25 protein-coding genes, 1 tRNA gene and 1 other RNA gene are annotated in these 24,064 nt (G+C 39.8%); 6 read left to right on the forward strand and 21 right to left on the reverse strand.

The features are described 5' to 3' along the window. Positions 1–9: 9 nt before the first annotated feature. The 3 genes from HMPREF3237_RS02500 to HMPREF3237_RS02510 form a co-directional block, all read right to left on the reverse strand. Positions 10–834 carry an alpha/beta hydrolase gene (locus HMPREF3237_RS02500; RefSeq protein ID WP_006150039.1) on the reverse strand — a complete coding sequence of 275 codons (825 nt, stop codon included), beginning with the start codon at positions 832–834 and terminating at the stop codon, positions 10–12. A 135-nt stretch (positions 835–969) separates the two neighbouring features. Further along, positions 970–2,184, reverse strand: coding sequence for a tRNA uracil 4-sulfurtransferase ThiI (thiI, locus tag HMPREF3237_RS02505; RefSeq protein WP_070888722.1), 1,215 nt, complete (start codon positions 2,182–2,184; stop codon positions 970–972). A gap of 8 nt (positions 2,185–2,192) precedes the next feature. After that, positions 2,193–3,335, reverse strand: a complete 1,143-nt coding sequence (locus HMPREF3237_RS02510) for a cysteine desulfurase family protein (protein WP_070888723.1) — start codon at positions 3,333–3,335, stop codon at positions 2,193–2,195. 136 nt (positions 3,336–3,471) lie between these two features. Between HMPREF3237_RS02510 and HMPREF3237_RS02515 the strand changes: the two genes are divergently transcribed. Next, positions 3,472–3,882, forward strand: coding sequence for a DUF6556 family protein (locus tag HMPREF3237_RS02515; RefSeq protein WP_006145821.1), 411 nt, complete (start codon positions 3,472–3,474; stop codon positions 3,880–3,882). Between the two features lie 154 nt (positions 3,883–4,036). Here HMPREF3237_RS02515 and HMPREF3237_RS02520 read toward each other — a convergent pair whose 3' ends face one another. The 4 genes from HMPREF3237_RS02520 to HMPREF3237_RS02535 form a co-directional block, all read right to left on the reverse strand. Beyond that, positions 4,037–6,367: an FtsK/SpoIIIE family DNA translocase gene (locus tag HMPREF3237_RS02520; RefSeq protein WP_083327661.1), complete on the reverse strand. Its 2,331-nt coding sequence runs from the start codon at positions 6,365–6,367 to the stop codon at positions 4,037–4,039. Positions 6,368–6,456: 89 nt separating this feature from the next. Beyond that, positions 6,457–8,412: a PTS fructose transporter subunit IIABC gene (locus tag HMPREF3237_RS02525; protein ID WP_070888724.1), complete on the reverse strand. Its 1,956-nt coding sequence runs from the start codon at positions 8,410–8,412 to the stop codon at positions 6,457–6,459. Continuing rightward, positions 8,409–9,320, reverse strand: coding sequence for a 1-phosphofructokinase (gene pfkB / locus HMPREF3237_RS02530; protein ID WP_070888725.1), 912 nt, complete (start codon positions 9,318–9,320; stop codon positions 8,409–8,411). The genes HMPREF3237_RS02525 and pfkB overlap by 4 nt, the downstream gene beginning before the upstream one ends. Beyond that, positions 9,317–10,057 carry a DeoR/GlpR family DNA-binding transcription regulator gene (locus tag HMPREF3237_RS02535; protein WP_070888726.1) on the reverse strand — a complete coding sequence of 247 codons (741 nt, stop codon included), beginning with the start codon at positions 10,055–10,057 and terminating at the stop codon, positions 9,317–9,319. Before HMPREF3237_RS02535 ends, pfkB begins: the two co-directional genes overlap by 4 nt. Before the next feature lie 161 nt (positions 10,058–10,218). Between HMPREF3237_RS02535 and HMPREF3237_RS02540 the strand changes: the two genes are divergently transcribed. Next, a tRNA-Ser gene (locus HMPREF3237_RS02540) sits at positions 10,219–10,306 on the forward strand. 80 nt (positions 10,307–10,386) lie between these two features. On the opposite strand, the gene HMPREF3237_RS02545 is transcribed toward HMPREF3237_RS02540, so the two are convergent. From HMPREF3237_RS02545 to HMPREF3237_RS08740, 5 genes are all read right to left on the reverse strand, one after another. Next, the gene (locus tag HMPREF3237_RS02545; protein ID WP_070888727.1) at positions 10,387–11,721 is read right to left on the reverse strand and encodes an Nramp family divalent metal transporter; all 1,335 of its coding nucleotides are present in this window, start codon (positions 11,719–11,721) and stop codon (positions 10,387–10,389) included. Positions 11,722–12,048: 327 nt separating this feature from the next. Beyond that, positions 12,049–12,396, reverse strand: a transfer-messenger RNA (tmRNA) gene (ssrA, locus tag HMPREF3237_RS02550). A gap of 60 nt (positions 12,397–12,456) precedes the next feature. Next, positions 12,457–13,092 carry an SGNH/GDSL hydrolase family protein gene (locus tag HMPREF3237_RS02555; protein ID WP_070888728.1) on the reverse strand — a complete coding sequence of 212 codons (636 nt, stop codon included), beginning with the start codon at positions 13,090–13,092 and terminating at the stop codon, positions 12,457–12,459. Position 13,093: 1 nt separating this feature from the next. Beyond that, positions 13,094–13,921, reverse strand: coding sequence for an HAD family hydrolase (locus tag HMPREF3237_RS02560; RefSeq protein ID WP_070888729.1), 828 nt, complete (start codon positions 13,919–13,921; stop codon positions 13,094–13,096). 23 nt (positions 13,922–13,944) lie between these two features. Next, positions 13,945–15,264, reverse strand: coding sequence for a CapA family protein (locus tag HMPREF3237_RS08740; protein WP_083327662.1), 1,320 nt, complete (start codon positions 15,262–15,264; stop codon positions 13,945–13,947). Positions 15,265–15,420: 156 nt separating this feature from the next. On the opposite strand from HMPREF3237_RS08740, the gene def reads away from it, so the two are divergent. Further along, complete coding sequence (gene def / locus HMPREF3237_RS02575) at positions 15,421–16,032, forward strand: peptide deformylase (protein WP_006145830.1); 612 nt, start codon at positions 15,421–15,423, stop codon at positions 16,030–16,032. A 45-nt stretch (positions 16,033–16,077) separates the two neighbouring features. Then, the gene (gene rlmB / locus HMPREF3237_RS02580) at positions 16,078–16,806 is read left to right on the forward strand and encodes a 23S rRNA (guanosine(2251)-2'-O)-methyltransferase RlmB (protein WP_070888735.1); all 729 of its coding nucleotides are present in this window, start codon (positions 16,078–16,080) and stop codon (positions 16,804–16,806) included. Between the two features lie 34 nt (positions 16,807–16,840). On the opposite strand, the gene trxB is transcribed toward rlmB, so the two are convergent. The 7 genes from trxB to HMPREF3237_RS02615 form a co-directional block, all read right to left on the reverse strand. After that, positions 16,841–17,752, reverse strand: a complete 912-nt coding sequence (trxB, locus tag HMPREF3237_RS02585; protein ID WP_070888730.1) for a thioredoxin-disulfide reductase — start codon at positions 17,750–17,752, stop codon at positions 16,841–16,843. 65 nt (positions 17,753–17,817) lie between these two features. Beyond that, the gene (locus tag HMPREF3237_RS02590) at positions 17,818–18,042 is read right to left on the reverse strand and encodes a DUF4059 family protein (protein WP_025168713.1); all 225 of its coding nucleotides are present in this window, start codon (positions 18,040–18,042) and stop codon (positions 17,818–17,820) included. 79 nt (positions 18,043–18,121) lie between these two features. After that, the gene (locus HMPREF3237_RS02595) at positions 18,122–18,865 is read right to left on the reverse strand and encodes an amino acid ABC transporter ATP-binding protein (protein ID WP_006145839.1); all 744 of its coding nucleotides are present in this window, start codon (positions 18,863–18,865) and stop codon (positions 18,122–18,124) included. Continuing rightward, positions 18,865–19,665, reverse strand: coding sequence for an amino acid ABC transporter permease (locus tag HMPREF3237_RS02600; RefSeq protein WP_004253929.1), 801 nt, complete (start codon positions 19,663–19,665; stop codon positions 18,865–18,867). The genes HMPREF3237_RS02595 and HMPREF3237_RS02600 overlap by 1 nt, the downstream gene beginning before the upstream one ends. Positions 19,666–19,821: 156 nt before the next feature. Continuing rightward, positions 19,822–20,178 carry a Spx/MgsR family RNA polymerase-binding regulatory protein gene (locus HMPREF3237_RS02605; protein WP_070888731.1) on the reverse strand — a complete coding sequence of 119 codons (357 nt, stop codon included), beginning with the start codon at positions 20,176–20,178 and terminating at the stop codon, positions 19,822–19,824. A gap of 11 nt (positions 20,179–20,189) precedes the next feature. Continuing rightward, positions 20,190–20,702 (reverse strand): methylated-DNA--[protein]-cysteine S-methyltransferase, encoded by a 513-nt coding sequence (locus tag HMPREF3237_RS02610; RefSeq protein WP_006145843.1) that lies wholly within the window; start codon positions 20,700–20,702, stop codon positions 20,190–20,192. Continuing rightward, a complete protein-coding gene (locus HMPREF3237_RS02615; RefSeq protein ID WP_025168714.1) occupies positions 20,695–21,195 on the reverse strand; it encodes a GNAT family N-acetyltransferase in 501 nt (166 codons plus the stop codon). The genes HMPREF3237_RS02610 and HMPREF3237_RS02615 overlap by 8 nt, the downstream gene beginning before the upstream one ends. A 134-nt stretch (positions 21,196–21,329) precedes the next feature. Here HMPREF3237_RS02615 and HMPREF3237_RS02620 point away from each other — a divergent pair, with 134 nt between their 5' ends. After that, entirely contained in the window at positions 21,330–21,779 is a 450-nt protein-coding gene (locus HMPREF3237_RS02620) for a DUF1836 domain-containing protein (RefSeq protein ID WP_006145845.1), read from the forward strand. Beyond that, positions 21,776–22,423: a PAQR family membrane homeostasis protein TrhA gene (locus HMPREF3237_RS02625; protein ID WP_006145846.1), complete on the forward strand. Its 648-nt coding sequence runs from the start codon at positions 21,776–21,778 to the stop codon at positions 22,421–22,423. Before HMPREF3237_RS02620 ends, HMPREF3237_RS02625 begins: the two co-directional genes overlap by 4 nt. Before the next feature lie 32 nt (positions 22,424–22,455). Here HMPREF3237_RS02625 and pdxT read toward each other — a convergent pair whose 3' ends face one another. Continuing rightward, positions 22,456–23,028, reverse strand: a complete 573-nt coding sequence (pdxT, locus tag HMPREF3237_RS02630; RefSeq protein ID WP_006145847.1) for a pyridoxal 5'-phosphate synthase glutaminase subunit PdxT — start codon at positions 23,026–23,028, stop codon at positions 22,456–22,458. Next, positions 23,029–23,904, reverse strand: coding sequence for a pyridoxal 5'-phosphate synthase lyase subunit PdxS (gene pdxS, locus HMPREF3237_RS02635; protein ID WP_006145848.1), 876 nt, complete (start codon positions 23,902–23,904; stop codon positions 23,029–23,031). Positions 23,905–24,064: the final 160 nt, after the last annotated feature.

Below are 24,064 nucleotides of genomic sequence, written 5' to 3' on the forward strand. Positions count from 1 at the left end.
TTTTACTATTTACCAATTTTCTGCAAAAAAACGTAGGCAAGCTGGTAGATTTTCTGACCAGGGCACTTCATGGTGAATGGCTCCAGCCTGAACCTTGAGAGAGAGATTTTCTAACCGTACCCCTCCTGCTATCAAATCATGATAATAACGAAGAGAAGAATCAATATAGGCCTGCTTGATATTGCCAGCCATTAGGGTCTTATCTGTGTCATCTGCTTCTTCCGTTCCAACATAGATAAAGATTCGTTGGTCAGGCAAAAGCTTTTTACGTTCAATATAGCGATCAAAAGCCTCTTGGTGAAGCCAGTTGGCAGATGAGAAAACTCCCAGGCAACCAATTTGATCTTGATATTCTAAACCAATAAACTGGGTAATATTCCCACCCAGAGAAGATCCTATCATGGCAGTGTGTTTACGGTCTGATTTTGTCCGATAGTTTTCATCGATAAAAGGCTTAACTACTTCCATTACAAACTCTGCATACTCGACTCCCTTACCACCAAATTGTTGACCAGGAATGTTGGACTCTTGAAATTTCCAAGCCGCATACTCATTCATCCGTCCAAGTCCATCGTTGTCAATGGCCACGATAATCATGCGACTGATATCCGGATTTCGCTTGATAGCTGGGATAATCTTCCAGGAATGGCCGACGTAGGATTCCTTACTATAAAAGACGTTTTGTCCATCATGGAAATACACGACTGGGTAACTTCTATCCGTATCTTTCTCATAGTTTTTAGGGAGGAGAACACGTACGCGGCGCTCCTTACCTGTGTAGGGAACCACCAATTTATGCTCTCGCATTTTTAAATAAAAATAAGATTGATTCATTGTCAGAAAACTCTCTATATTCAAAATTTTACCTAATTATATCATAAAAATAGAAAAAAAGTCAGTTCCCGTCCAAATTTAGGACAATAAACTAACTTTTTTTACTTATTCTATCTTTTCCTCTGGTTTTTCTGATTAGAGGAGGTCGTCAATTAGTTCATCAACCGCATCCTTCTCTGCTTGCGGTGTAATCTCAGTAATCATGATTCCCGCTACTGCTCGCTCAACTAATCCTTCAACGTCCATACGTGTTTCATACTGTTCAGCATTCTTAATCTTTGGATTTGTTTTGGGACGATCAGGTGCAAAAATCGTGCAACAATCTTCAAATGGTTGGATAGAAATTTCAAAGGTATCAATTTCTTGTGCAATATCAATGATTTCTAGTTTATCCATAGTCACAACTGGACGAATAATTGGTGTGTTGGTCACTGCGTTGATGGCCTGCATGCTTTCAAGGGTTTGGCTAGCCACCTGACCAAGACTTTCACCATTGATGATAACCAAACCATTTCGGACCTCACGGATACGGTCTGTAATGCGCATCATAAAGCGACGAGTCAGTGTCATCAGATAGGCTTCTGGCGCTTTAGCCTTGATCTCTTCTTGAATCTCCGTGAAGGGAACCTCGATAAATTGGATATTTCCTCCGAACTTAGTCAATTTACGAGTCAAGTCTTGGGCCTTCTTGAGGGCACCTGGGCTTGTGTATGGAGGGCTAGCAAAGTGGACAGCCTCGATATCTACCCCACGTTTCAGAGCTAGGTAACCAGCTACAGGAGAATCAATTCCCCCTGATAACATGAGCATCCCTTTCCCTGAAGTTCCGACAGGCAAACCACCTGCACCACGAATGGTTTCATATGAAAGGTAGGCTGCTTCTTCGCGAACCTCCACCTGAAGGTTAATATCAGGATTTTTCATTTGTGCCTGCACATTTGGAATAGCTTCAAATACTGCTCCACCAAGTGTCTGATTGAGTTCTCGACTATCTAGCTCAAAGTTGTGGTCGCTACGCTTACTTGAGATTTTAAAGGTCATCCCTTCCTTGTAGATGTCCTTCATAATCTCTTGAACAGCAGATTTAAGAACTTCTACGGATTTTTCAACCTTATATACTGGAGAAAAGTTTTGAATCCCGAAAACTTGCTTGAGAGACTCTGCCACCGGCTCATAATTTGCCCCATTCAGATAAGCGTGAGCACGGTCACGGTCCGCAGTCACTTTGACTTGAGGATAGATAGATAAAACGTCTGAGATATTATTACGAAGTTTATTGATGAAACGCATACGGTTTTTACCTTTGGTTGAAAGTTCCCCGTAGCGAATCATAATTTCTGAATATTGCATGAATACTCCTATCTTACTTTTCTAGTTTGATTGTAAATTAATTTCAACTTGGTCAAAAATTGCTCAACCTGGCTCATGTCATTTTCTAGATCCATACTAAGTCGAACTGCTGACTGGGCTTTATCCTTTTCGATTCCCATAGCAATCAAGGTACCAGCAGGTTTTCCTGCCTTGGACGAGCAAGCAGAGGTTGTGGAGATAAAAATATCATAGTCTTCAAATGCGTGAACAATGACTTCCCCACGAACTCCCTTAATCCCAAAGGTTAAAATATGAGGCGCAAAGTCCTCTTCACCTGAAAAGACAAAAATATCAGGATAATCAAGAAGGGCTTGACGGATGATTTCTTTCATCTGACTCGTTTTGCTAGCAAACAAGTCGAGTCTCTCCATAGCCAAACGCAGAGCCTTGGCTGTCGCAGCAATACCTGCTACATTCTCAGTTGTTGAACGATAGTCACGCTCTTGCCCACCACCAGTTAAAAGCGGTGTAATTTTCTTTCCAGACTTGATATAGACAAAGCCAACACCACGAACTCCGTGAAACTTATGACTCGAGAAGGTCGCAAAATCCACTCGGTCAGTTAAATATTTTTCTGTAGGAATCTTGGCCAAGGCCTGAACAGCATCTACATGGAAAGAAATGGTTGGTTTATCCGCTAAAATTTCTGAAATAGCTTGGATGGGTTGGATTGAGCCAATTTCATTGTTGACTGCCATGATAGAAACAAGCGTCGTATCAGGTCGAAGTAAACCTGCTAAAGCCTCTACATCTACAAATCCCTTTTCATCGACTGGTGCAAAATCCACTTCAAACCCTTGAGTCTTCAACCAAAGGGCTGATTCCTTGACTGCTGGATGCTCAATAGCAGACACAATAATGTGTTTCCCAAATTGTGCTTTTTCAAATGCAACCCCTTTGATAACCCAGTTATCTCCTTCAGTTCCACCAGAAGTAAAGAAGATTTCTTCACTTTTCTTACCAATCAAATCTGCTATCTGATGACGAGATGCCTCTAAGATTCTGGTAGACTGGTCTCCCAAACGGTGAAGGCTAGAAGGATTTCCAATAATTTTTGCAGACACCTGCATATAGGTTTCAAGTGCTTCTGGATAAGGTTTGGTCGTAGCCGAATTATCAAAGTAAATCATGGTTTCTCACGCTTTCTAAAATCACTTCTTCTATTGTAACACGAAACAGTTCAGGCGACAAGAAAGGCAATTCAGGTTCATTTAAGTTTTTTTTAAAGATTTTTAGTATAATCTATCATGACAAAGGAGAGAAATTATGTCTAACTATCGAAGAAGTTCAAAACCCAAAACCGAACACATCAAAAAAGGATTCACTGTTTTTCAAAAAACCATTGCAACTCTAGGGAGTATTTTAGGCTTAATCACTGCCAGTATCACTATTATGAGTGCTATGGATAAAAATAAAAAGGAACCAACTCCTAATACTCAGCAAACAACCATCATTAGAGAGGGAAAAAATGAATCTCGAACAGACACAAGGGTAAATAACGAAGAAAATCCTGTCAAAGCTAAAGAAGATACTCAACCTGCTAACAATCAAGAAGACAATAAAAAAGAGGACAACAATAACAAGTCTGAACAGCCTGTCACCTCATCTTCAAATAACCAAGCCCCTAAAACAGATACAACACCGACTACCGCAGCTTCAAATAACAAGAATCCTTAATTTTTAAAAGTCCTAACAATTACAAAGATTAGGAACATACCAAAACAAGCTAAAAAATCATAAAAAGCAAACTAGCGAGAAATTCACTTGTTTGCTTTTTTTTATATGTTTATTAAATAACTGACTCATTTTGACATAAGTTATTTGTATTGATTTACTGTTGCAAGACTTTTCGAGGTTTTGTTCCTTCAGCAGGACCAATAACTCCAGCCATCTCTAATTCTTCCATCAGGCGAGTTGCTCGATTAAATCCGACTGATAGTCGGCGTTGAATCATGGATGCACTTGCTTTTTGTGTCTCGATGACAAGAGCTTTCGCTTCTTCAAAAAGTGGATCTCCGGCATCATCGCTAGAACCAAAATCACCTTCTGTCTCAGACACTTCTCCTGGGTCAAAGCTTTCATCATAATCAGCGTCTGCTTGAGCCTTGATGAAGTTTACGATACGTTCAACATCATCATCTGAAATAAAGGAACCTTGGAGACGAACAGGATGATTTTCATCAATTGGCTTAAAGAGCATATCTCCTCGACCGAGTAATTTCTCAGCACCATTTTCATCCAATATCGTACGTGAGTCCGTTCCAGAAGATACAGCAAAGGCTACACGAGAAGGCACATTTGCCTTGATCAAACCAGAAATAACATCAACCGACGGCCGTTGGGTTGCAAGAATCATGTGAATACCAGCTGCACGCGCCTTTTGTCCAAGTCGGATAATGGCATCTTCTACTTCCTTGCTAGCAACCATCATCAAATCTGCCAACTCATCCACAATCACAACGATAAATGGAAGCGGAACTTGCTTGTATTCTGATTGAGCGTTAAATTCTTCAACCTTAGCGTTAAAACCAGCAATATTTCGAACTCCGACTTTGGCGAAAAGTTCATAGCGGTTTTCCATCTCATCAACAACTTTTTGAAGGGCCTTGCTGGCCTTACGAGGGTTGGTCACAACCGGAATCAAGAGATGAGGGATATCGTTGTATACTGAAAGCTCAACCATCTTAGGGTCCACCATCATAAACTTAACCTGGTCAGGACGAGCCTTCATGAGAATACTTGCGATGATTCCGTTAACCGCAACAGACTTACCAGAACCAGTAGAACCTGCTACTAACAAGTGAGGCATTTTAGAAAGGTCAAAGGTTCTTGCTGTACCATTGACAGCTTTCCCAAGAGGAATTTCTAAAAGATTTTCAGGTTTTGTTTGCGACTGTTCCCAAAGTTCGCGGAAGGATACAGTTGCAATTTCTGAGTTAGGAACTTCGATACCGACCAAGGATTTCCCAGGAATCGGTGCTTCGATACGGACATCTTTAGCAGCCAAAGCCAAAGCTAAATCGTCTGCTAGGTTTGAAATACGGTTGACACGGACACCAACTGCAGGTTTAACCTCATACTTGGTCACCGACGGACCGATTTCTGCTCTTTCAACCGTTACTTTAATAGCAAAACTTGCGAAGGTTTCTTCCAAAATCTTGATATTCTCCCGAACGATTTTCTTTTCTTTAGACTGATCTTTTGGTTTATCAGGTGCAAAGAGTTGCAAGCTTGGAAGCTTATACTCCAAGGCCTTTTTAGCAGAAAAATCAACCTCTACCTCTTCATCTTCTTCTTCTGGAAAAACATCTTCCTCTGGAATACCGACTTCTTCAGGATATTCAAAATCAGCTTGAGGGAGAATAATCTCAGGTTCTACCCATTCCTCCTCTGGAAGTGGAGGAAATTCTTGCAGTGGTTCGTCTGATAAAATTTCTCCAGTTTCCATATCTACAGGCGTTATGTCAAGCAAAGCCTGTTCTTCTTTTTCTTTCTCAAGCCTTGCTTGTTCTTCAGATTCTCTTCTTGCCTTTTCTTCTTCACGTTTGATAAATCGTTCTTGTTTTTTCTGTTCGTGTCGCTCCATCCAAATTGCAAATCGAGCAGCAATAAAATCAGCGATATCGTAGATTGACCATGGACTCATTAAAAGGGCTCCGATTAGGATTAAGATTGTCCCGATGAAATAGGTACCGATGTTTGAGAACAGAAAGGCTACTGGAATGTAGAGTATAACCCCTATCAAACCTCCACCAGCAAAGCTAGTCACTTGAAAGCTGGTTAAATCTTTAACGATTTGTCCAGCTGTCCCTTGTAAAACAGCGTTTGCCATGCTAAACTTCCAGACCAGATAAGCTTGAAAAATGAGGAGTAAACCTGCAAAAATAAAGAAGAAACCTGCTAACAAGCCTTCCTGCTTATGAATCCATTTAAATAAAAATAGATAGATTAAAAGAGAGAAAATAGCCAGATAAGCTAAACTCCCCACGAGTAAGCGAATCAGGTTATAAACAGTAATTCCAACAACTCCCCATTTGAGAGCTGCAAAAATTAAACAAATAGCCAAAGCTAAGGAAATCAACATTCGTTGAATCGCTTGTTTTCTTTCTAATTCTGCTTTAGACGGTCTCCGTCTTGATTTATTTGTATTCTTGTTTGCCATGCTTCTATTATACCATATTTCATGAACTTTTCGAGAGGTTAAAAAAATGACCGTCCACTTTCGTGTTCAGTCATTTGAATGTTTTTCTATTATTTGTCTAATGGTTTACGAAGGTAACCATAAACTACACCACTAACAAGTGCTCCTACCAAGACAGAGGCAAGGTAAAGAAGGGCATTTGAAGTAAGGGCGATAACGAAGATTCCTCCGTGAGGAGCCATGAGTTTGATATTTGCAAGACCAACGAGTCCACCTGTAATTGCTGAACCAAGGATAAAACTTGGGATAGCACGAGCTGGGTCTGCTGCACCAAATGGAATCGCTCCTTCAGTGATGAATGACAAGCCCATAACGATGTTCGTCAAACCAGAGTTACGTTCTTCTTTTGTGAATTTATTTTTAAAGAGAAGAGTAGCAACAAAGATTGCAAGTGGTGGAACCATTCCTCCAGCCATTACTGCTGCCATGGCTACTGAACCACCTGTTGACACTGTTGCGGCAAGAGTACCAGTACCAAAGACATATGCTGCTTTATTGACAGGACCACCCATATCGACCGCCATCATTCCTCCAAGAACAAGACCTAGAAGAACAGCGGAACCTCCACCAAGACCACCAAGGAAGTTATTCATACCAGTATTGATTGCTGCCATTGGGATATTTACAGCCAGCATAACAAATCCTGTCAAGATTGTTCCAAGTAGTGGTAAGAGAAGGATTGATTTAGCACCTTCAAGTGAGCGAGGAACCTTCACATATTTCTTAACCAAGAGAACTAAAGCACCAGCGATAAATCCACCAACAAGAGCTCCAAGGAAACCTGATGATACACCTGCAAGAGCTGAAGTTGCTTCACCACCTTGAGCATAAGGGATTTTACCAAAGGCAAAACCTTCTTTGGCAATAACTCCAGCTACGAAACCTGCTACCAAGCCTGGTTTTTCAGCGATTGAGTAAGCAACATATCCTGCAAACACTGGCAACATCAAACCAAAGGCTGCCCCACCAATTTTCATGAACATAGAAGCTAGTTCATGGTAAGATCCAAGATTTCCAAGGCTATCATTTGGTACACCCATAGCCCCATCAATCAAGAAGGCAAGGGCAATCATGATACCACCACCGATAACGAATGGCAACATTTGAGATACACCACTCATCAAGTGTTTGTAGAAAGCACCACCGACACTTTGTTTTTCGTTAGATGCAGTTGAAGCTTTTGCTCCATTAGCAGCATGATAAACTTCAGCATTCCCAGAAAGGGCCAAGTTAATCAACTCTTCAGTCTTACGAATACCGTCTGCTACTGGACGATTCACCAACGGTTTACCGTCAAAGCGATCCATCTCAACTGCCTTGTCTGCAGCAATGATTACCGCTTTAGCATTTCGGATATCTTCTGCTGTCAATTGGTTGCCAACACCACTAGCACCGTTGGTTTCAACCTTAATACCAACACCCATTTCAGCTGCCACTTTTTGAAGAGCTTCTTGAGCCATATAAGTGTGGGCAATCCCTGTTGTACAAGCTGTAACTGCTACGATAAAGTCACCAGATTCATTTACAGGAGCTTGAACTGGTTCTTCAGCTTTTTCTGAAGCTTGGTCAAAGAGTTCAATGACTTGATCAGCTGATGTTACTTGACGAAGTTTGTCAGCAAAGCCGTCTTTCATCAAATATTGTGACAGTTCTGCCAAGGCAGCCAAGTGAGTATCGTTTGCGCCTTCTGGAGCAGCAATCATAAAGAAGAGGTCAGTTGGTTGCCCATCCAAGCTTTCGTAGTCAACACCCTTGTTTGACTTAGCAAAGAGAACAGTCACTTCCTTAACAGCAGCGTTTTTGCTATGTGGCATAGCGATACCATCACCCAAACCTGTAGAAGTCAAAGCTTCACGCGCCAAAATTCCTTCTTTAAAGGTTTCAAAATCTGTTACATAGCCATGATCAACCAAGCTATGAATCATCTCCTCGATGACTGCTGTTTTTTCTGTTGCTTGCAAATCAAGCAACATGACATCTTTTCTCAATAAATCTTGAATTTTCATAGTTTTTCTACCTCAACTTTTTCATAAGTCTCTTTAATAAATGCTGCAGTTGCTAAGTCATCCGAGAAAGTGGTTGCTGTTCCGCAAGCTACCCCCCATTTGAAGGCTTCTACTGCGTCTTTTGATTTGACAAACTCACCCGTAAATCCAGCAACCATAGAGTCACCAGCACCAACTGAGTTTTTCACTGTTCCCTTGATTGGTTTAGCAAAGTATGCTCCATCAGATGTTACCAATAGGGCTCCATCACCAGCCATAGAGATGATCACGTTTTGAGCACCTTTAGCCAACAGCTCTCGAGCGTATTTTTCTATCTCATCTAAGCTTTCAAGCTTCACTCCAAAGATAGCTCCAAGTTCATGATTGTTTGGCTTCACCAAAAGTGGTTGATAATCCAAACTATCGATTAAGGTCTGACCTTCAAAGTCACAGACTACTTGAGCACCTGTCTGACGCGTCAAAGCAATTAATTCTTTGTAAATAACATTACCCAAGTTTTTAGCACTCGAACCCGCAAAGACAACTGTATCTTCTGCTGTCAGACTTGAAAGAATGGCTTTTAACTCTTCAAGTTGTTCGGGCTCAACATTAGGGCCTGTCCCATTGATTTCAGTTTCTTGGTCGGCTTTTATTTTCACATTGATACGCGTATCTTCTGTTACTTGAACAAAGCGTGTCTCAATGTGCTCTTCAGCCAAAGTATCTGTGATAAACTTACCAGTAAAGCCTCCGATGAAACCTGTCGCTGTATTTGAAAATTCCAAACGCTTTAAGACACGGCTAACGTTGATTCCCTTACCACCAGCAAACTTATCATCACTATCCATACGATTGACACTACCAACTTCAACTTTGTCCAAACGGACAATGTAGTCTATAGATGGATTGAGTGTGACTGTATAAATCATACTTCTATTACCTCCGTTTTCTCTTTGATAGCTGACAGGAGCTCGTGACCCTTGCTTGTAATGACAATAGCACGTTTTATAGGAGCTACCTTAGCAAAACAAGACTGACCGATCTTGGATGAATCTACCAAGACATAGGCTTGTTTAGCATTCTCTAAAATAGCTCGCTTGACCGCTCCTTCCTCCATATCCGGAGTTGTATAATAACCTTCATCTACACCATTCATTCCAATAAAGGCACGATCAAAGTGCAGTTGGTTAATTTGGTTGAGCGCTACTCCTCCGATACTGGCATCAGTTGTCATCTTAACACCACCACCAATGATGACTGTAGGGATTTGCTTATCCACTAATTGAACCGCATGGTGAATGGAATTGGTTACCACTGTAATGTCTTTTCGGTCTAATTCCTTAATGAGAAAGGCTGTCGTACTTCCTGCATCCACAAAGATAACATCTTTTTCTTTGATGAGGGAAGATGCTTTTTGAGCAATCAACCTTTTCTCTTGAAGGTTTTTGACAGATTTTTCTTGAATGGTTTCTTCTTCTTGTAGGGAGTATGGCAACTCAGCTCCTCCATGTACTCGTCGAAGTTTATTTTTAGATTCCAATTCGTCTAAATCTCGTCTAACCGTTGACTCAGAAGTGTTTAACAAACCTACTAATTTCTCTAGAGAAACGACTTTGTGCTGTTTCAATTCTTCTAAAATCAGCTTTTTTCTTTCGCTTTTTAGCACTATCCTACCTCCTGTTAGCGATTACATTAATTATTTTATCACAAACAAAATCAAAGTCAAGTATTTTTTGTCATTTTCTTTCATTTTCTATCAAAATTCCTTCATCTTCAAATATATTTGCAAGAAAGAAGGCTTTATGGTAGACTAGGTTAGTAACCATTGGAAGATTACTCAAGAGGCTTAAGAGGCCGTGTTGGAAACGCGGTAGGCGTGTAACAGCGTGCGTGGGTTCGAATCCCATGTCTTCCGTTTATATTCAAAAACAGATACCCAAGATTTCTTGGGTATCTGTTTTCTTATATGTTAGTAATAGAACTAGAATGCACTTCTTAAAACATATCAAATAGCAACTTCACATTGAGGATGGTTAAGATAATGGAAACGATATAACCAATGACAGTATTCCACTTAGCATTGGTAAATTCTCCCATTAGTGATTTTTTTGAGGTTAGATAAATCAGAGGGAATATTGAAAATGGAAGAGCTATAGAGAGAAATACCTGTGAATAAACCAATAACTGATCCAAAGTTTTTTCCTGATGACCAAACAGAATTGCCACTATTATGACAGGTAGCAAGGCAAAGAGACGAGTCGCCAAGCGAATAAACCACTGTGGCAATCTCATATGTAAGAAACCTTCCATAACGATTTGTCCTGTCAAGGTACCTGTGATAGTAGAATTCTGACCGCTAGCTAATAAGGCCAAAGCAAACAAAGTAGACAAAGTTGAACTAGCTATAGCTCCAGCAATGGTAGAATCCTTCAATGCATTATACATTTGAGAAAAAGCAGAAATATCAGATGCATGGCCAAAAAAGAGTGCTGCTCCTAAAATCAACAGAAGGGAGTTGACAACAAATGCCAAAGATAACTGAAGATTTGAATCCCAAGTCATAAAGCGAACACCTTTACGAACATCATTCTTATCCTTGTGATTGATTTTGCGAGTCTGAGACAAGGAAGAATGTAAATAAAGGTTATGTGGCATAACAGTAGCCCCTACAATCCCCAGAGCTAACGTTAATTGACTTTCATGTCCAGGTGTTGGACTTTCAAATAAAGTGGATGTTGGTAAATAACCTTCAGCAATTCCTTGAAAGCTTGGATGTGATATTGCTACCAGATAAGCAAAGATTACCAGAATCGTTAAAATCAGTGTTGTAACAATAGCTTCTATCTTCTTAAAGCCAAATTTCATTAAGAGCAATAAAAGAAAGACATCCAGAACCGTCAACAGAATTGCAATCATAATCGGAATCTTAAAGAGAAGATTGAGAGCAATCGCGGAACCTAGAACTTCTGCTAAGTCTGTCGCCATCAAGGCCAATTCCAAAATCACCCATAGACTATATCGAAGCCATTTTGGTGAATGATGAGCTGTTGCTTGAGCTAAATCCATCTGGGTTACAATCCCGAGTTTTCCTGCCATCTGTTGAAGTTGCATCGCAATGAGAGACGAAATTAGGATGACAAACAAAAGACTATACTTATAGGAAGCCCCTCCGACTACACTGGTAATCCAGTTTCCTGGATCCATATAACCGACTGCCACAAGAGCACCCGGACCTAAAAAGGCCTTTAAATTTTGCCAGAAATGATTGTTATTTGGAGTATCGATAGATTGATTAATCTCAGAGAGTGACACTTTTTTATGAGAAGACATAGATACTTACCTCTTTCTAAACCTACTTTTTCATTATTTTCTATTAGAGAAAAATAAGATTGACTTTAAACTATTAAAACAATGAAAACTATATGAAAAACATTTAGTTTTTTCATTATTTTTCTTAAGGCACCTTAATATTTTTCTTAAGGCACCTTAATTATAACAGAAAATATGATAAAAACTTAAGAAAATTCAGGACTTGATTTAATATTTAGGATACAACAAAATGTTGTATTCTTTTTTTGCAAAAGAATACCAAAGAATAAAATAAAAAACGTTGTAAAAACAACGTTTTAGAAAGATTTACAAAACAATGTAAATTATCAATGGAGCCGGTGGGAGTCGAACCCACGTCCAAACACCTGCTAACATATTTGTCTACAACCATAGGTTATGTATTGTTTTAACAATCCCTCGACACATAACTCAAGCCTAGGAACTGCGAGTCTATAAATCTCTTACCAAACTGCTAGACAAAGCTTGATCGTATCTCGCTAATAATAAGACCCATCATCAGACACGAGAAATCAAAATCGGGTCACGCCTGCTGGTGTTTAGGCAGCTAGAGCGTAAGAAGTGTTATTTTTTGCAGTTATATTTAACTGAGCGTTTACGTCGCCACACGAGTCGCAAAATATGCCTCATAATGCCTGTCGAATCCGTAACGACCCCAAAGACTATAAAGATATTATACCTTATCTAGGTGAAAAAAGCAAAAAAGCAAGTAGATAGCTAGAAAAGACTAGTTTTCAAGACATCTGATAGGGCCTGATAGCCAGAAACACTGAGGTGAAGCCCATCTGTTGTGTACCCCTCCTTGAGCTGTCCTTCCTGATCAAGTAATTTCTCAAAAACAGACACATATTCTACCTGCATATAGGCTGAAGCTAGCTCTTGATAGGCTTGGTTCCAGGCCTTGATTTTCTCATTAGTACGAATGTAAACAGTCTGTTTGAAGTTCTCACTCTCATTGACCGGTAAGATAGAAACTAGCTTTATTTGTGACAGCGGATATTCACGAGAAATACTTTGAATCACGCTCTCAAGATTGTTTAGTGTTTCCGTCATTGGAACATCTTTTCCAATGTCATTTGTCCCAATCAAAAGAACAATCTGATCCACCGCATCACCATAGAGGTGAGTATCCAGATTATCTAGTAAAAGTCCAGTCTGATAACCTCGAATCCCTCGATTCACAATGGTCTTGGTTGTCCCTAGCAATTCCTGCAAGGGATAATACTCAACAATAGAATCACCGATAAAAATGATATTGGGTTCAATTACAGAAATCTGATTGAGTTCACGATACTTGGTTTGGATTTTCTCTTGCTCTTTTAGAAGCCAATTTTCTAGTAGTTGTACTGCCAAGTTACTCTCCTTTTTCTAGCCAGTTTTCTAAAACTTGGTAAACACCCGCCTGACTGTTGGCTGGGGCTATTTTTGTAGCTACTTCTTTAACAGCATCTTCTGCATTTTTCATGGCATATGAAATACCTGCCAACTCTAACATTTCAATGTCATTTTCACTATCACCAAAGGCCATGATTTGTTCAGGTTTTAAATTCCAACGTTTGAGCAATTCTTCTAGGCCCCACGCCTTATGAATCCCATCTTGTAAGATATCAATACAACCATAACCGCTGGAAACAGCTCGCACATGCCCATCAAACAAGTCATTAATTTCCTGTAAAACCGAATCGGATCGTTCTTCACCAACTACCATACTCATCTTGAGAACACCACCGAAGAGATTAGAGTCAAATTCATTAACAAAATTCATTCGTTGATAGAGCTTCTCAATCATCTCCGGAGTCATAAATTTATCTAGTTCTGTAAAAATAGTACCTTTCTTAACAAAGCCACCATTCATGCCCGTTACGACAAACTGGTCCTGGCATTCTCTTCCTTTAAAATGTCCCAAAACCCTATCAACCATGGCATCATCCCAAGTTTGTGCTTGAAGCAATTTATTGTGTTCAAATATACGAGCACCATTAGCAACTACCAAAACGACTCTCTCTGCTAAATGACCCAATAATTGACGCATACGATGAACTTCATTTCCAGTTGCAATGACAAAACGAACACCACGTTGATCGAGCCGATTTAAAATTTTTTCTAGTCGTGGAAGATCTAGTTGACCTCTCGAATCTAACAAGGTGCCATCCATATCCGTCGCAATGACTTTAATATCCATAACTTCCTTCTCACTTTCAGTCACTACCAATTCAAACCTACATGCTCATTCATTTCTTTATAAGCTGTATCAATTCGTTCCTTGGTAGCCTCGTCAAGTTGACTGCGATATTTCCCGCCTTCTATAAAGTCTTCCAAAATATAAGTTTGGTATAGGTAGAGTGGATAACCTTCTGGAGAATAGCCTCCCTTTGGAGTACGACTAACCCAGGTAGGATGAGCTTTGGCAGTTTCGATAGTCGTTTTACCAGATTTCTTCTTAATGGTCACATCCATGAGAACTCCACGTTCCGTCCACTTAGCAGTTTCAACATCCTGCATGGTTTCAATCCGTTGATTTGAGATGAAATTTCCCATAGAGTAAATAATAAGCTTTTTATCACCGTCTTTTTCAACCGTTTCAGCAGGCTCAACAACATGAGGGTGACCTCCAAAGATAATATCTGCTCCCCAATCGATCATCTTATGGTAAAGTTTCTTTTGCTCCTCAGTAGGCTCAATTTGATACTCAACTCCCATCTGAGGCATAATGACAGTGATATCTGCTTCTTTTTCAGCCCTCTCGATTTCAGCCTTCATTTTATCTTCATCCAAGTCTGAAAGATAACGATTATAATCCTCTTTAGAAATGTTTTGTTCAATGCCGTTAAAACCATAGGAATAGGCTAAAATAGCAACTTTAATACCATTGACTTCCTTGATGACGATAGGTGCTTTATCTCGTGGTTCGTGAGTATAGACTCCAACAGGTGTCATTCCTGCTTTTTCAATAGCATCAGCTGTTGAAACCACACCTTCGATCTGAGAATCCAAGATATGGTTGTGAGCCAAGTCTAATACTTGGTAACCTGCATCTTTTATAGCATCCATAACTTCACCTGGGGCATTAAACAAAGGATATCCTGCAAGATAGTGGTCTTTATTTACGGTTCCTTCAAAATCTCCAAGCACTAGGTCCGCTTGCTTAAGCCAAGGTTTCACATATTCAAAATTTTCATGGAAATCATAAGTCCCATCTGCCTTTTTAGCAGAAATGTAGACGATATCATGATAAAGCAAATCACCATTTGCCATAATTCGAGCACTTGTTTCTTGCTCCGACCCAGCATTCTTTTCTTGAGAATTTAACTGTTGATTATTAGCACTCGTATCTCTACTGTTTAAAGTAATCCCTCTAGCACCTTCCACTAATAAAGTAAATGAAATCGAAACAGCTACCGAAGCTAATAAAACCACAATAAAGGTTCTATTGTTCCAATGACGATAGTTTCTGAAAAATCGGACCGTTTTTCTAACAACTCGTAATAAAGAACTATTTTGATTTCGAATGCTACGCTTTTCCATCCCTTTTCTCCTTGTTTTTTCAAGTAAACTTCTTTACCTTATTATACCACAGACAAAAGGTTATTTCCTTTTATTATATTATTTTTATCAACTTCTGTGACTTTCTTTCTCATCTGTTTTGTGTTATCATGTAGGAGTAAGAAAAGGAGAGAGAACATGTCTGCTATAGAACGTATTACAAAACCTGCGCATTTAATTGATATGAAGGATATTATTCGAGAAGGAAATCCTACTTTACGAGCACTTGCTGAAGAAGTCAGTTTCCCCTTGAGTGATCAAGAGATTATCTTGGGTGAAAAGATGTTGCAATTTCTTAAAAATTCTCAAGACCCGGTTACAGCTGAAAAAATGGGCCTTCGCGGAGGGGTTGGTCTTGCAGCACCACAACTTGATATCTCAAAACGAATCATTGCTGTCCTAGTACCCAATATTGTAGAAGAGGGAGAAACACCTACAGAAGCATATAGCATGCAGGCAGTGATGTATAATCCAAAAATCGTATCGCATTCTGTTCAAGATGCTGCTCTTGCAGAGGGTGAAGGTTGCTTATCCGTTGATCGAGAAGTGCCAGGCTATGTTATCCGCCATGCCCGCGTGACAGTCGAATATTTTGACAAGGATGGAGAAAAGCACCGTATCAAACTAAAAGGTTATAATTCTATCGTCGTCCAACATGAAATCGACCATACAAATGGCGTTATGTTTTACGATCGTATCAATGAGAAAGATCCATTTGAAATAAAAGATGGTCTCCTCATCCTAGAATAAAGAAAATCCCGTTAAATGACGGGATTTTTATGTTATAATAAATGCATGAAAACTAACGATATTGTCTACGGTGTCCATGCCGTTACAGAAGCCCTTTTAGCAAATACTGGAAACAAACTTTATCTCCAAGATGATTTACGAGGAAAAAATGTAGAAAAAGTGAAAGAACTAGCTACTGAAAAGAAAGTATCTATCTCTTGGACTTCCAAAAAATCTCTCTCTGAAATGACTGATGGTGCTGTCCACCAAGGTTTCGTCTTGCGCGTTTCTGAATTTGCCTACAGTGAACTTGATCAAATCCTTGCAAAGACACGTCAAGAAGAAAACCCACTACTACTGATTCTTGATGGTTTGACAGACCCTCATAATCTCGGTTCTATCTTGAGAACAGCAGATGCAACTAATGTTTCAGGCGTCATTATACCAAAACATCGTTCTGTTGGGGTAACGCCCGTAGTTGCTAAAACTGCAACAGGTGCTATCGAGCACGTTCCCATTGCCCGCGTAACCAATCTAAGCCAAACCTTGGACAAACTTAAGGATGAAGGTTTCTGGATTTTTGGGACCGACATGAACGGAACTCCTTGCCATAAATGGAATACAAGTGGAAAAATCGCTCTCATTATCGGAAATGAAGGAAAGGGAATTTCTAGCAATATCAAGAAGCAAGTGGATGAGATGATCACCATTCCCATGAATGGACACGTACAGAGTCTCAATGCCAGTGTCGCCACTGCTATTCTTATGTATGAAGTTTTTCGAAATCGACTCTAATAAAAAGTTTCCAATCGAATGATTGGAAACTTTTTTAACTGTGTTCAGTAATATATTTATAAGCTTCTTGACCTGCAATAGCGCCATCTCCAACTGCTGTTGTGACTTGGCGAAGGTCTTTTTGACGAACATCTCCAACTGCAAAGACACCTGCAACACTTGTCTTCATGTGATCATCTGTCACAATCCAACCAGCCTGATCTTGAATGTGCAAATCTTTTGTGAAATCGCTAACAGGGTCTAAACCAACATAGATGAAGACACCACCAAAGGCATGTTCAGTCACTTGACCAGACTTGACATTTTCAATGACAACTGACTCGACACGATTTTCACCCTTGATTTCTCTAACTACAGAATCCCAAATGAAGTTGATTTTATCATTAGCAAAGGCGCGGTCTTGCAAGACTTTTTGGGCACGAAGTTCATCACGACGGTGAACGATGGTTACAGTTTTGGCAAACTGTGTTAAGAAGATTGCTTCTTCAACAGCCGAATCTCCTCCACCTACAACCAACAAATCTTGGTCACGGAAAAAGGCTCCATCACAAACCGCACAGTAAGAAACACCACGGCTATTGAGTTCTTCTTCTCCTGGAACTCCTAAGAGGCGATGTTTTGAACCAGTCGCTACGATAACTGTGCGAGTTTCAAATTCTTGATCGACTGTGATTACTTTCTTAACATCACCATGGTCCTCAATATTTTCTACAAAGCCATAGAGATGTTCAACACCTAGATTTTCAAGAGGTTCAAACATCTTTTCTGCTAATTCAGGTCCACTAATGTTAGCATAACCTGGATAGTTTTCAATGTCAGAAGTGTTGTTCATCTGACCGCCAGGAAGACCACCTTCAATCAAAGCTACTTTGAGATTGCTGCGAGCTGCATACAAGGCTGCAGTCATCCCAGCAGGACCTGCACCGATAATAATCGTATCGTACATTCTATTTCCTTCTTTCTTGTTGTAACTATTCTTATTCTAACGGATAAAATCCTATTTGACAACTATTATGCCTTGAGAACCAACAAGATGCTCATGGTCGCAAAAGACAATACTGGAATTATTAAGACTCCGATCATAATCATATCATAGAGATGAGCCTGACGCTCCTTGGCAGTTTTATCGACACCTGACAGGGCTCTAAAACCAATCCAAATCCCTAAGACAACCAAGACTAGTAAAATCGTCAAAACCAAACTCTCTAAATACAAAGCAAATAGCTGAACTAGCATGATCTCTCTCATTTCTATTATTTTTAAAGAGCAAACCCAGTTAGCTTAGCCAACTGAGTTTTTCTTATCTTCTATTATATCAAATATAGGTCCGTTTGTAACTAGCAAAGAACTCTTTTGTTCGTTCTTCTTTTGGATGGTTGATGATCTCATCCGGTGTTCCAGATTCAATAATCTTTCCTTTATCCAAAAATAAAACCTTATCCGCAACTTGAGCAACAAATGACATATCGTGACTAACCAAAACCATGGTTTGACCTGATTTTGCAGCATTTGCAATCGATCTTTCTACCTCACCAACCAATTCTGGATCAAGTGCTGAAGTTGGTTCATCCAAGAGTAAGACGTCTGGTTTCATGGCTAGAGCACGCGCTATTGCGACCCGTTGTTTTTGTCCTCCTGACAAGTGACGCGGATAATGCTGTTCACGATCAGAAAGCCCAACCTTAGCCAACTCTACTTTGGCAATCTTAGTCGCTTCTTCGTCTGATAGTTTTTTAACTACCACCAAGCCTTCTTTAACATTGTCTAGCGCTGTTCTACGCTCAAATAAATTAAACTGTTGGAAAACCATCGATAGTTTGCGACGAAGAGTTAGAATTTCGTCTTGCGTAATTTGAGAAAAATCAACTTTGAAATCATCAATCTGAATACTTCCACTATCAGGAGTTTCTAGATAGTTTAGGCTACGAAGAAAAGTTGATTTCCCAGCCCCTGACGAACCAATTAAGGCAACAACCTCTCCCTTTTGAATATCTAAATTCAGATGATCTAAAACAGTTTGACCTGAAAAGGATTTGCTTAAATTTGAAATTTTAATCATTAGCGAAGCTCTCCTTTCACATCTGTCTCAACATTATCTGGTGCTGTAATAGCCATTTTTCTTTCAATGAAACGGCCAAGATTTTCAATAACGATATTTACCACCCAGTAGACAAGGGCAACTGAGATAAAACGTTCAAAGTAACGATAGTCCGCACCACCCAATATCTGAGCTTGGGCAAAGACTTCTACAACCCCTGCACTAAAGGCTAGGGAAGTTCCCTTGGTCAAGCCAATGAGGGAGTTAATCAAGGTTGGTGTTGCAACTACTGCTGCATTGGGAATAATCACACGACGGTAAACTTGTGCACGTGTCATACCAAGACTACGGGCAGCCTCTATCTCCCCAGGATTTACAGAAAGAATTGCCGCACGAAGAGTTTCGCTGGCATAGGCTGCCTCGTTAAAAGCAAAAGCCACAATCGCAAATGTTGCTGCTGGAATGGCATTAATGTTCAGAGAAGTTCCCCATTGTTGATTCAAGGCTTTCAAAGCTAGTGGAATCCCGTAATAGGTCAACATCAGTTGAACTAAAATTGGGGTTCCTTTTAGGAAACTAACAAAAAAGGCTTGTAATGGGTATATAAATCTAACTCTGTTGATTTTAACGATAGCAAAGATTAGGGCTAGCATGATACCAAAAAAGGCACCAAATACCGTTAACATCAATGTTGTAGGTAATTGCTGTACAATTCTTGGAATCCCATCAAAAACCGAACGCCAACTAAAAAGTTTGCCATCTGGGATATATTGCATCAAATTTTGATACCAATCAGATGCTAAAATCGTTGTAACATTCATAGAAACATCCTCTCAAGATAATGATTCATTCTATCATACTTCGCCCCTAATTAAAAATATTTGCTACGAGCATATCAGATTTCATCTAACTTCTAGTTTATCATACTTTAAAAGTGAGAGGTCATATATTTTACCTATCGAAGAGATAGAAAAAAACTAATTCAAGTCCAACTTATCGTAAGTTTGACGGTAACCAATTTGTTTTACAAGACCATTTTCAACTAGTATTGGACGTTTTAACAGCATACCATCACTGGCCAAAAGTTTGGCTGCTTCTTTGTTTGACAATGTTCCAATCTTATCTTTCAATCCGAGTTCACGATATTTGATTCCACTAGTATTGAAAAATTGCTTCAATTCATATCCTGAAGTTTCGAGCCAGTTTAAAATGACCTTTTCACTTGGAGTTTCTTCAACGATATGAACGTCTTTGTATTCAAGTCCAAGTTGATCTAATTCTTTCTTTGCTTTTTTACAAGTTGTACATTTTGGATATTCGATAAATTCTAACATTTTTTCTCTTTCTATTTTTTATTTTCTTGATAACTTGCACCTTCATGCCTCAAGAGCCAAGCCTTCTTTTCGAGTCCCCAAGCATAGCCTGTCAGACATCCTCCAGCACCTAGCACACGGTGACAAGGTACAAGGATAGACCAGGGATTGCGACCTACTGCTCCTCCGACTGCTTGAGCAGAAGCCACCTGCAAGTCCTTAGCTATTTGCCCATAAGTAACAGTCTGGCCAAAAGGAATTCCTCGCAAGTAGTTCCAGACTCTTTTTTCAAAGTCACTACCGACAGGAGCTAAAGGTAATCCAGATAAGTCTTGATCTTGCTCCTTAAAATAAGTCTCTAAATAGGAAGTAATTTGATTTAAAATGGGATGACTTTCAACAACAGTTACATCATTTTCAGATAATCCCTTCTCAAAATCGCTCTTTTCTTCAATCCATATCCCAAACAAATAGTGGTCATCTGCTACCAGAGATAGTGGGCCAATCGGAGACTTGTACAGCATCTTTGCATACTTCTTAGACATTTGATTTTAATTTTTGATAGGCCAAGCGTTCCCCGTCTACTGGAACTTTACCAACTTGTTTAAAACCAAGCTTTTCAAAGATATGCTGCATGGCTATGTTTTTAGCGTGCGTATCTGAACGAAAATCTAGGTAATCGAAGCCTTCAATCAAGCCTTCTAAAAAGGTCTGAGCAACACCTTGACCTTGCGCATCTTTAGCAACTGCAATACGGTGAAATACTAAGTATTCTGCTTCATTTCCCTCCCAGTTGCCATCATAAATTGCTTCATAAGCTTTTTCTGGGCTCTTAGTCACTGCTGCATAGGCTAAGAGGTCCCCTTCGTCTAGGGCTACATAAGCTTGACCAGAGATGATATCTTCAATAATGGTATCTGCATCTGGGTAGCCGTTTTGCCACTGAGTGCTACCAGCTTCTGCCAAACATTTCTTGGCTCCCTCAATCACTTGCATAATTGCATCAACTTCGTTTGGAAAGGCTAAGCGAATCTCCATCATTTATCCTCATTTCATACTATTTTCTCTCATCATAGCACAATTTAGTTCTTTCTACAAGCACTTGAAACTTGACTTATTATTTCTAATATTTTATAATCTAGTTATTAAAACTAGATGAAAGGGAGTTAGAAATGAATTTAACCTTTTCCTATCCCAAATGGGAAGAACTACCGAATATCGATCTCTATCTAGATCAAGTCTTACTTTATGTTAATCAGGTCTGTGCTCCTAGCTTTTCTCAAAAAGAGAAAGGGCTAACAGCATCTATGGTCAATAACTATGTCAAACATGGTTATCTGACAAAACCCGAGAAGAAAAAATACCAGCGTCAGCAAATTGCTCGATTGATTGCTATTACAACCTTAAAATCAGTTTTTTCAATTCAAGAGATTGCACAAACATTGAACACTCTTCAAGTTGAAGCTAGCTCAGAAACACTCTATGATGCTTTTGTAAACTATATGAATGCAGAAATTGACCCTAACAGCCCCATCATTTTGACGAGCTGTCAAACGGTCAAACTTTATCATCGAACCTTATCACTCATCGAGACCAATGTACAAGAGGAGGAACTCTCATGAATACCAGTTTAAAACTTAGTAAACGTCTTAGTTTTGGGGAAGAAATTGCAAACAGTGTCACCCACGCTGTAGGAGCAGTTATCATGCTCATCTTACTTCCTATTTCATCAACCTATAGTTATGAGGCACATGGTTTCTTATCGTCTATTGGTGTTTCGATTTTCGTTATTAGCCTCTTTCTCATGTTCCTTTCATCAACTATTTACCATTCTATGGCCTATGGTTCAACCCATAAATACGTTTTGCGTATCATCGACCATTCCATGATTTATGTTGCCATTGCTGGATCTTATACTCCTGTTGTATTGACTTTGATGAATAACTGGTTTGGTTATCTCATTATCGCCATCCAGTGGGGTACGACCATTTTCGGTATTCTTTATAAAATCTTTGCCAAGAAGGTAAACGAAAAATTTAGTCTCATCCTCTACCTCATCATGGGATGGCTTGTCTTAGCTATTTTACCTGCAATCATCAGTCAAACAACTCCATTGTTCTGGAGTCTTATGGTGTCAGGCGGTCTTTGCTATACAGTTGGTGCTGGATTTTACGCTAAAAAGAAACCATACTTCCACATGATTTGGCATCTCTTCATCCTAGCAGCTTCAGCTTTGCAATATATCGCTATTGTTTATTACATGTAAAAAGAAGTTGGGAAAAACCCCAACCTCTTTTTTTAGTTACACATATTGATAAAATACTCATGCAGTCGAATATCATCAGTCAATTCAGGATGAAAGGAAGTCACTAGCATATTCTTTTCCTGTGCTGCAACGATTTGATTGTTCACGATTGCTAGAACTTCAACATCCTCACCAACACTACTGATAATCGGACCACGGATAAAGGTCATTGGAATCTTACCGACTCCTTTACAATCTGCTTCCGTATAAAAGCTTCCTAACTGACGCCCATAAGCATTGCGCTCGACTACTATGTCCATAGTCGCTATATGACTCTCTTCCTGAGAGGTAATCTCTTTTGCTAACAAAATCAAACCTGCGCAAGTCCCAAAAACAGGGAGTCCAGATAGAATCGCTTCTCGAATGGGAAGTAGCATATCCTGGTCTCGTAAAAGCTTGCCCATGGTGGTAGATTCCCCACCGGGCAAGATAAGACCAGACAAACTACTTCTATATTGCTGAAAATCTTCTAGATTTCGCAGTTCAACACTTTCGACACCTAGTTTGGCAAGAACTTTCTCATGTTCCACAAAGGCACCTTGTAAGGCCAATATTCCGATTTTCATCTATTTTCCTCTCTCAGCCATGAGAATTTGGATTTCATTCTCATTGATACCAACCATGGCTTCTCCTAAATCTTCTGAGATTTCAGCTAAAATGTGAGGATTTTGATAATTGGTGACAGCTTTGACAATGGCTGCTGCGCGTTTGACAGGATCACCTGACTTGAAAATCCCTGAGCCAACAAACACACCTTCTGCACCTAGCTGCATCATAAGAGCAGCGTCTGCTGGTGTTGCCACACCTCCTGCTGCAAAGTTCACGACTGGCAATTTTCCATGTTCATAAACATATTGAACTAATTCCACAGGAACCTGTAATTCTTTTGCTGCGACATAGAGCTCATCCTCACGTAAGTTTTGAATGCGGCGGATTTCCTGATTCATCATGCGCATATGACGAACCGCCTGAACGATATCTCCTGTTCCTGGTTCCCCTTTTGTACGGATCATAGAAGCCCCTTCAGCGATACGACGCAAGGCTTCTCCTAGGTCTTTAGCACCACAAACGAAAGGAACTTGGAATTCTTTCTTGTTCACATGGAAACGATCGTCAGCTGGAGACAAGACTTCGCTTTCATCGATATAGTCAATCTCGATGGCTTCTAAAATTTGGGCTTCGACAAAATGCCCAATTCGAACCTTTGCCATAACTGGAATACTAACTGCTTCTTGGATTTCCTTGATCATCTTAGGATCACTCATACGGGAAACACCACCAGCAGCACGAATATCAGCTGGGATTCGCTCCAAGGCCATAACAGCTGCTGCACCAGCAGCCTCCGCAATACGAGCTTGTTCAGGGTTTTGAACATCCATGATGACGCCACCCTTAAGCATCTGTGCCAAATTCTTATTTAATTCATAACGATTTTCAGTCATTTCTTCTTCCTCATTTCTTGTATTGGTAGCTACATGTTTATTTTAAGGCAGAAATGACTTAAGGACAAGATAAAAAAACGATAACTGTCCGGGTACAATTATTTAAACATAAAAAAGCACCCACGATTGATATGCCCCCTGTCAAGTAGACAGGTAAAAT

This window comes from Streptococcus sp. HMSC34B10 (assembly GCF_001839505.1).
GTDB classification, from domain to species: Bacteria; Bacillota; Bacilli; order Lactobacillales; family Streptococcaceae; genus Streptococcus; species Streptococcus peroris.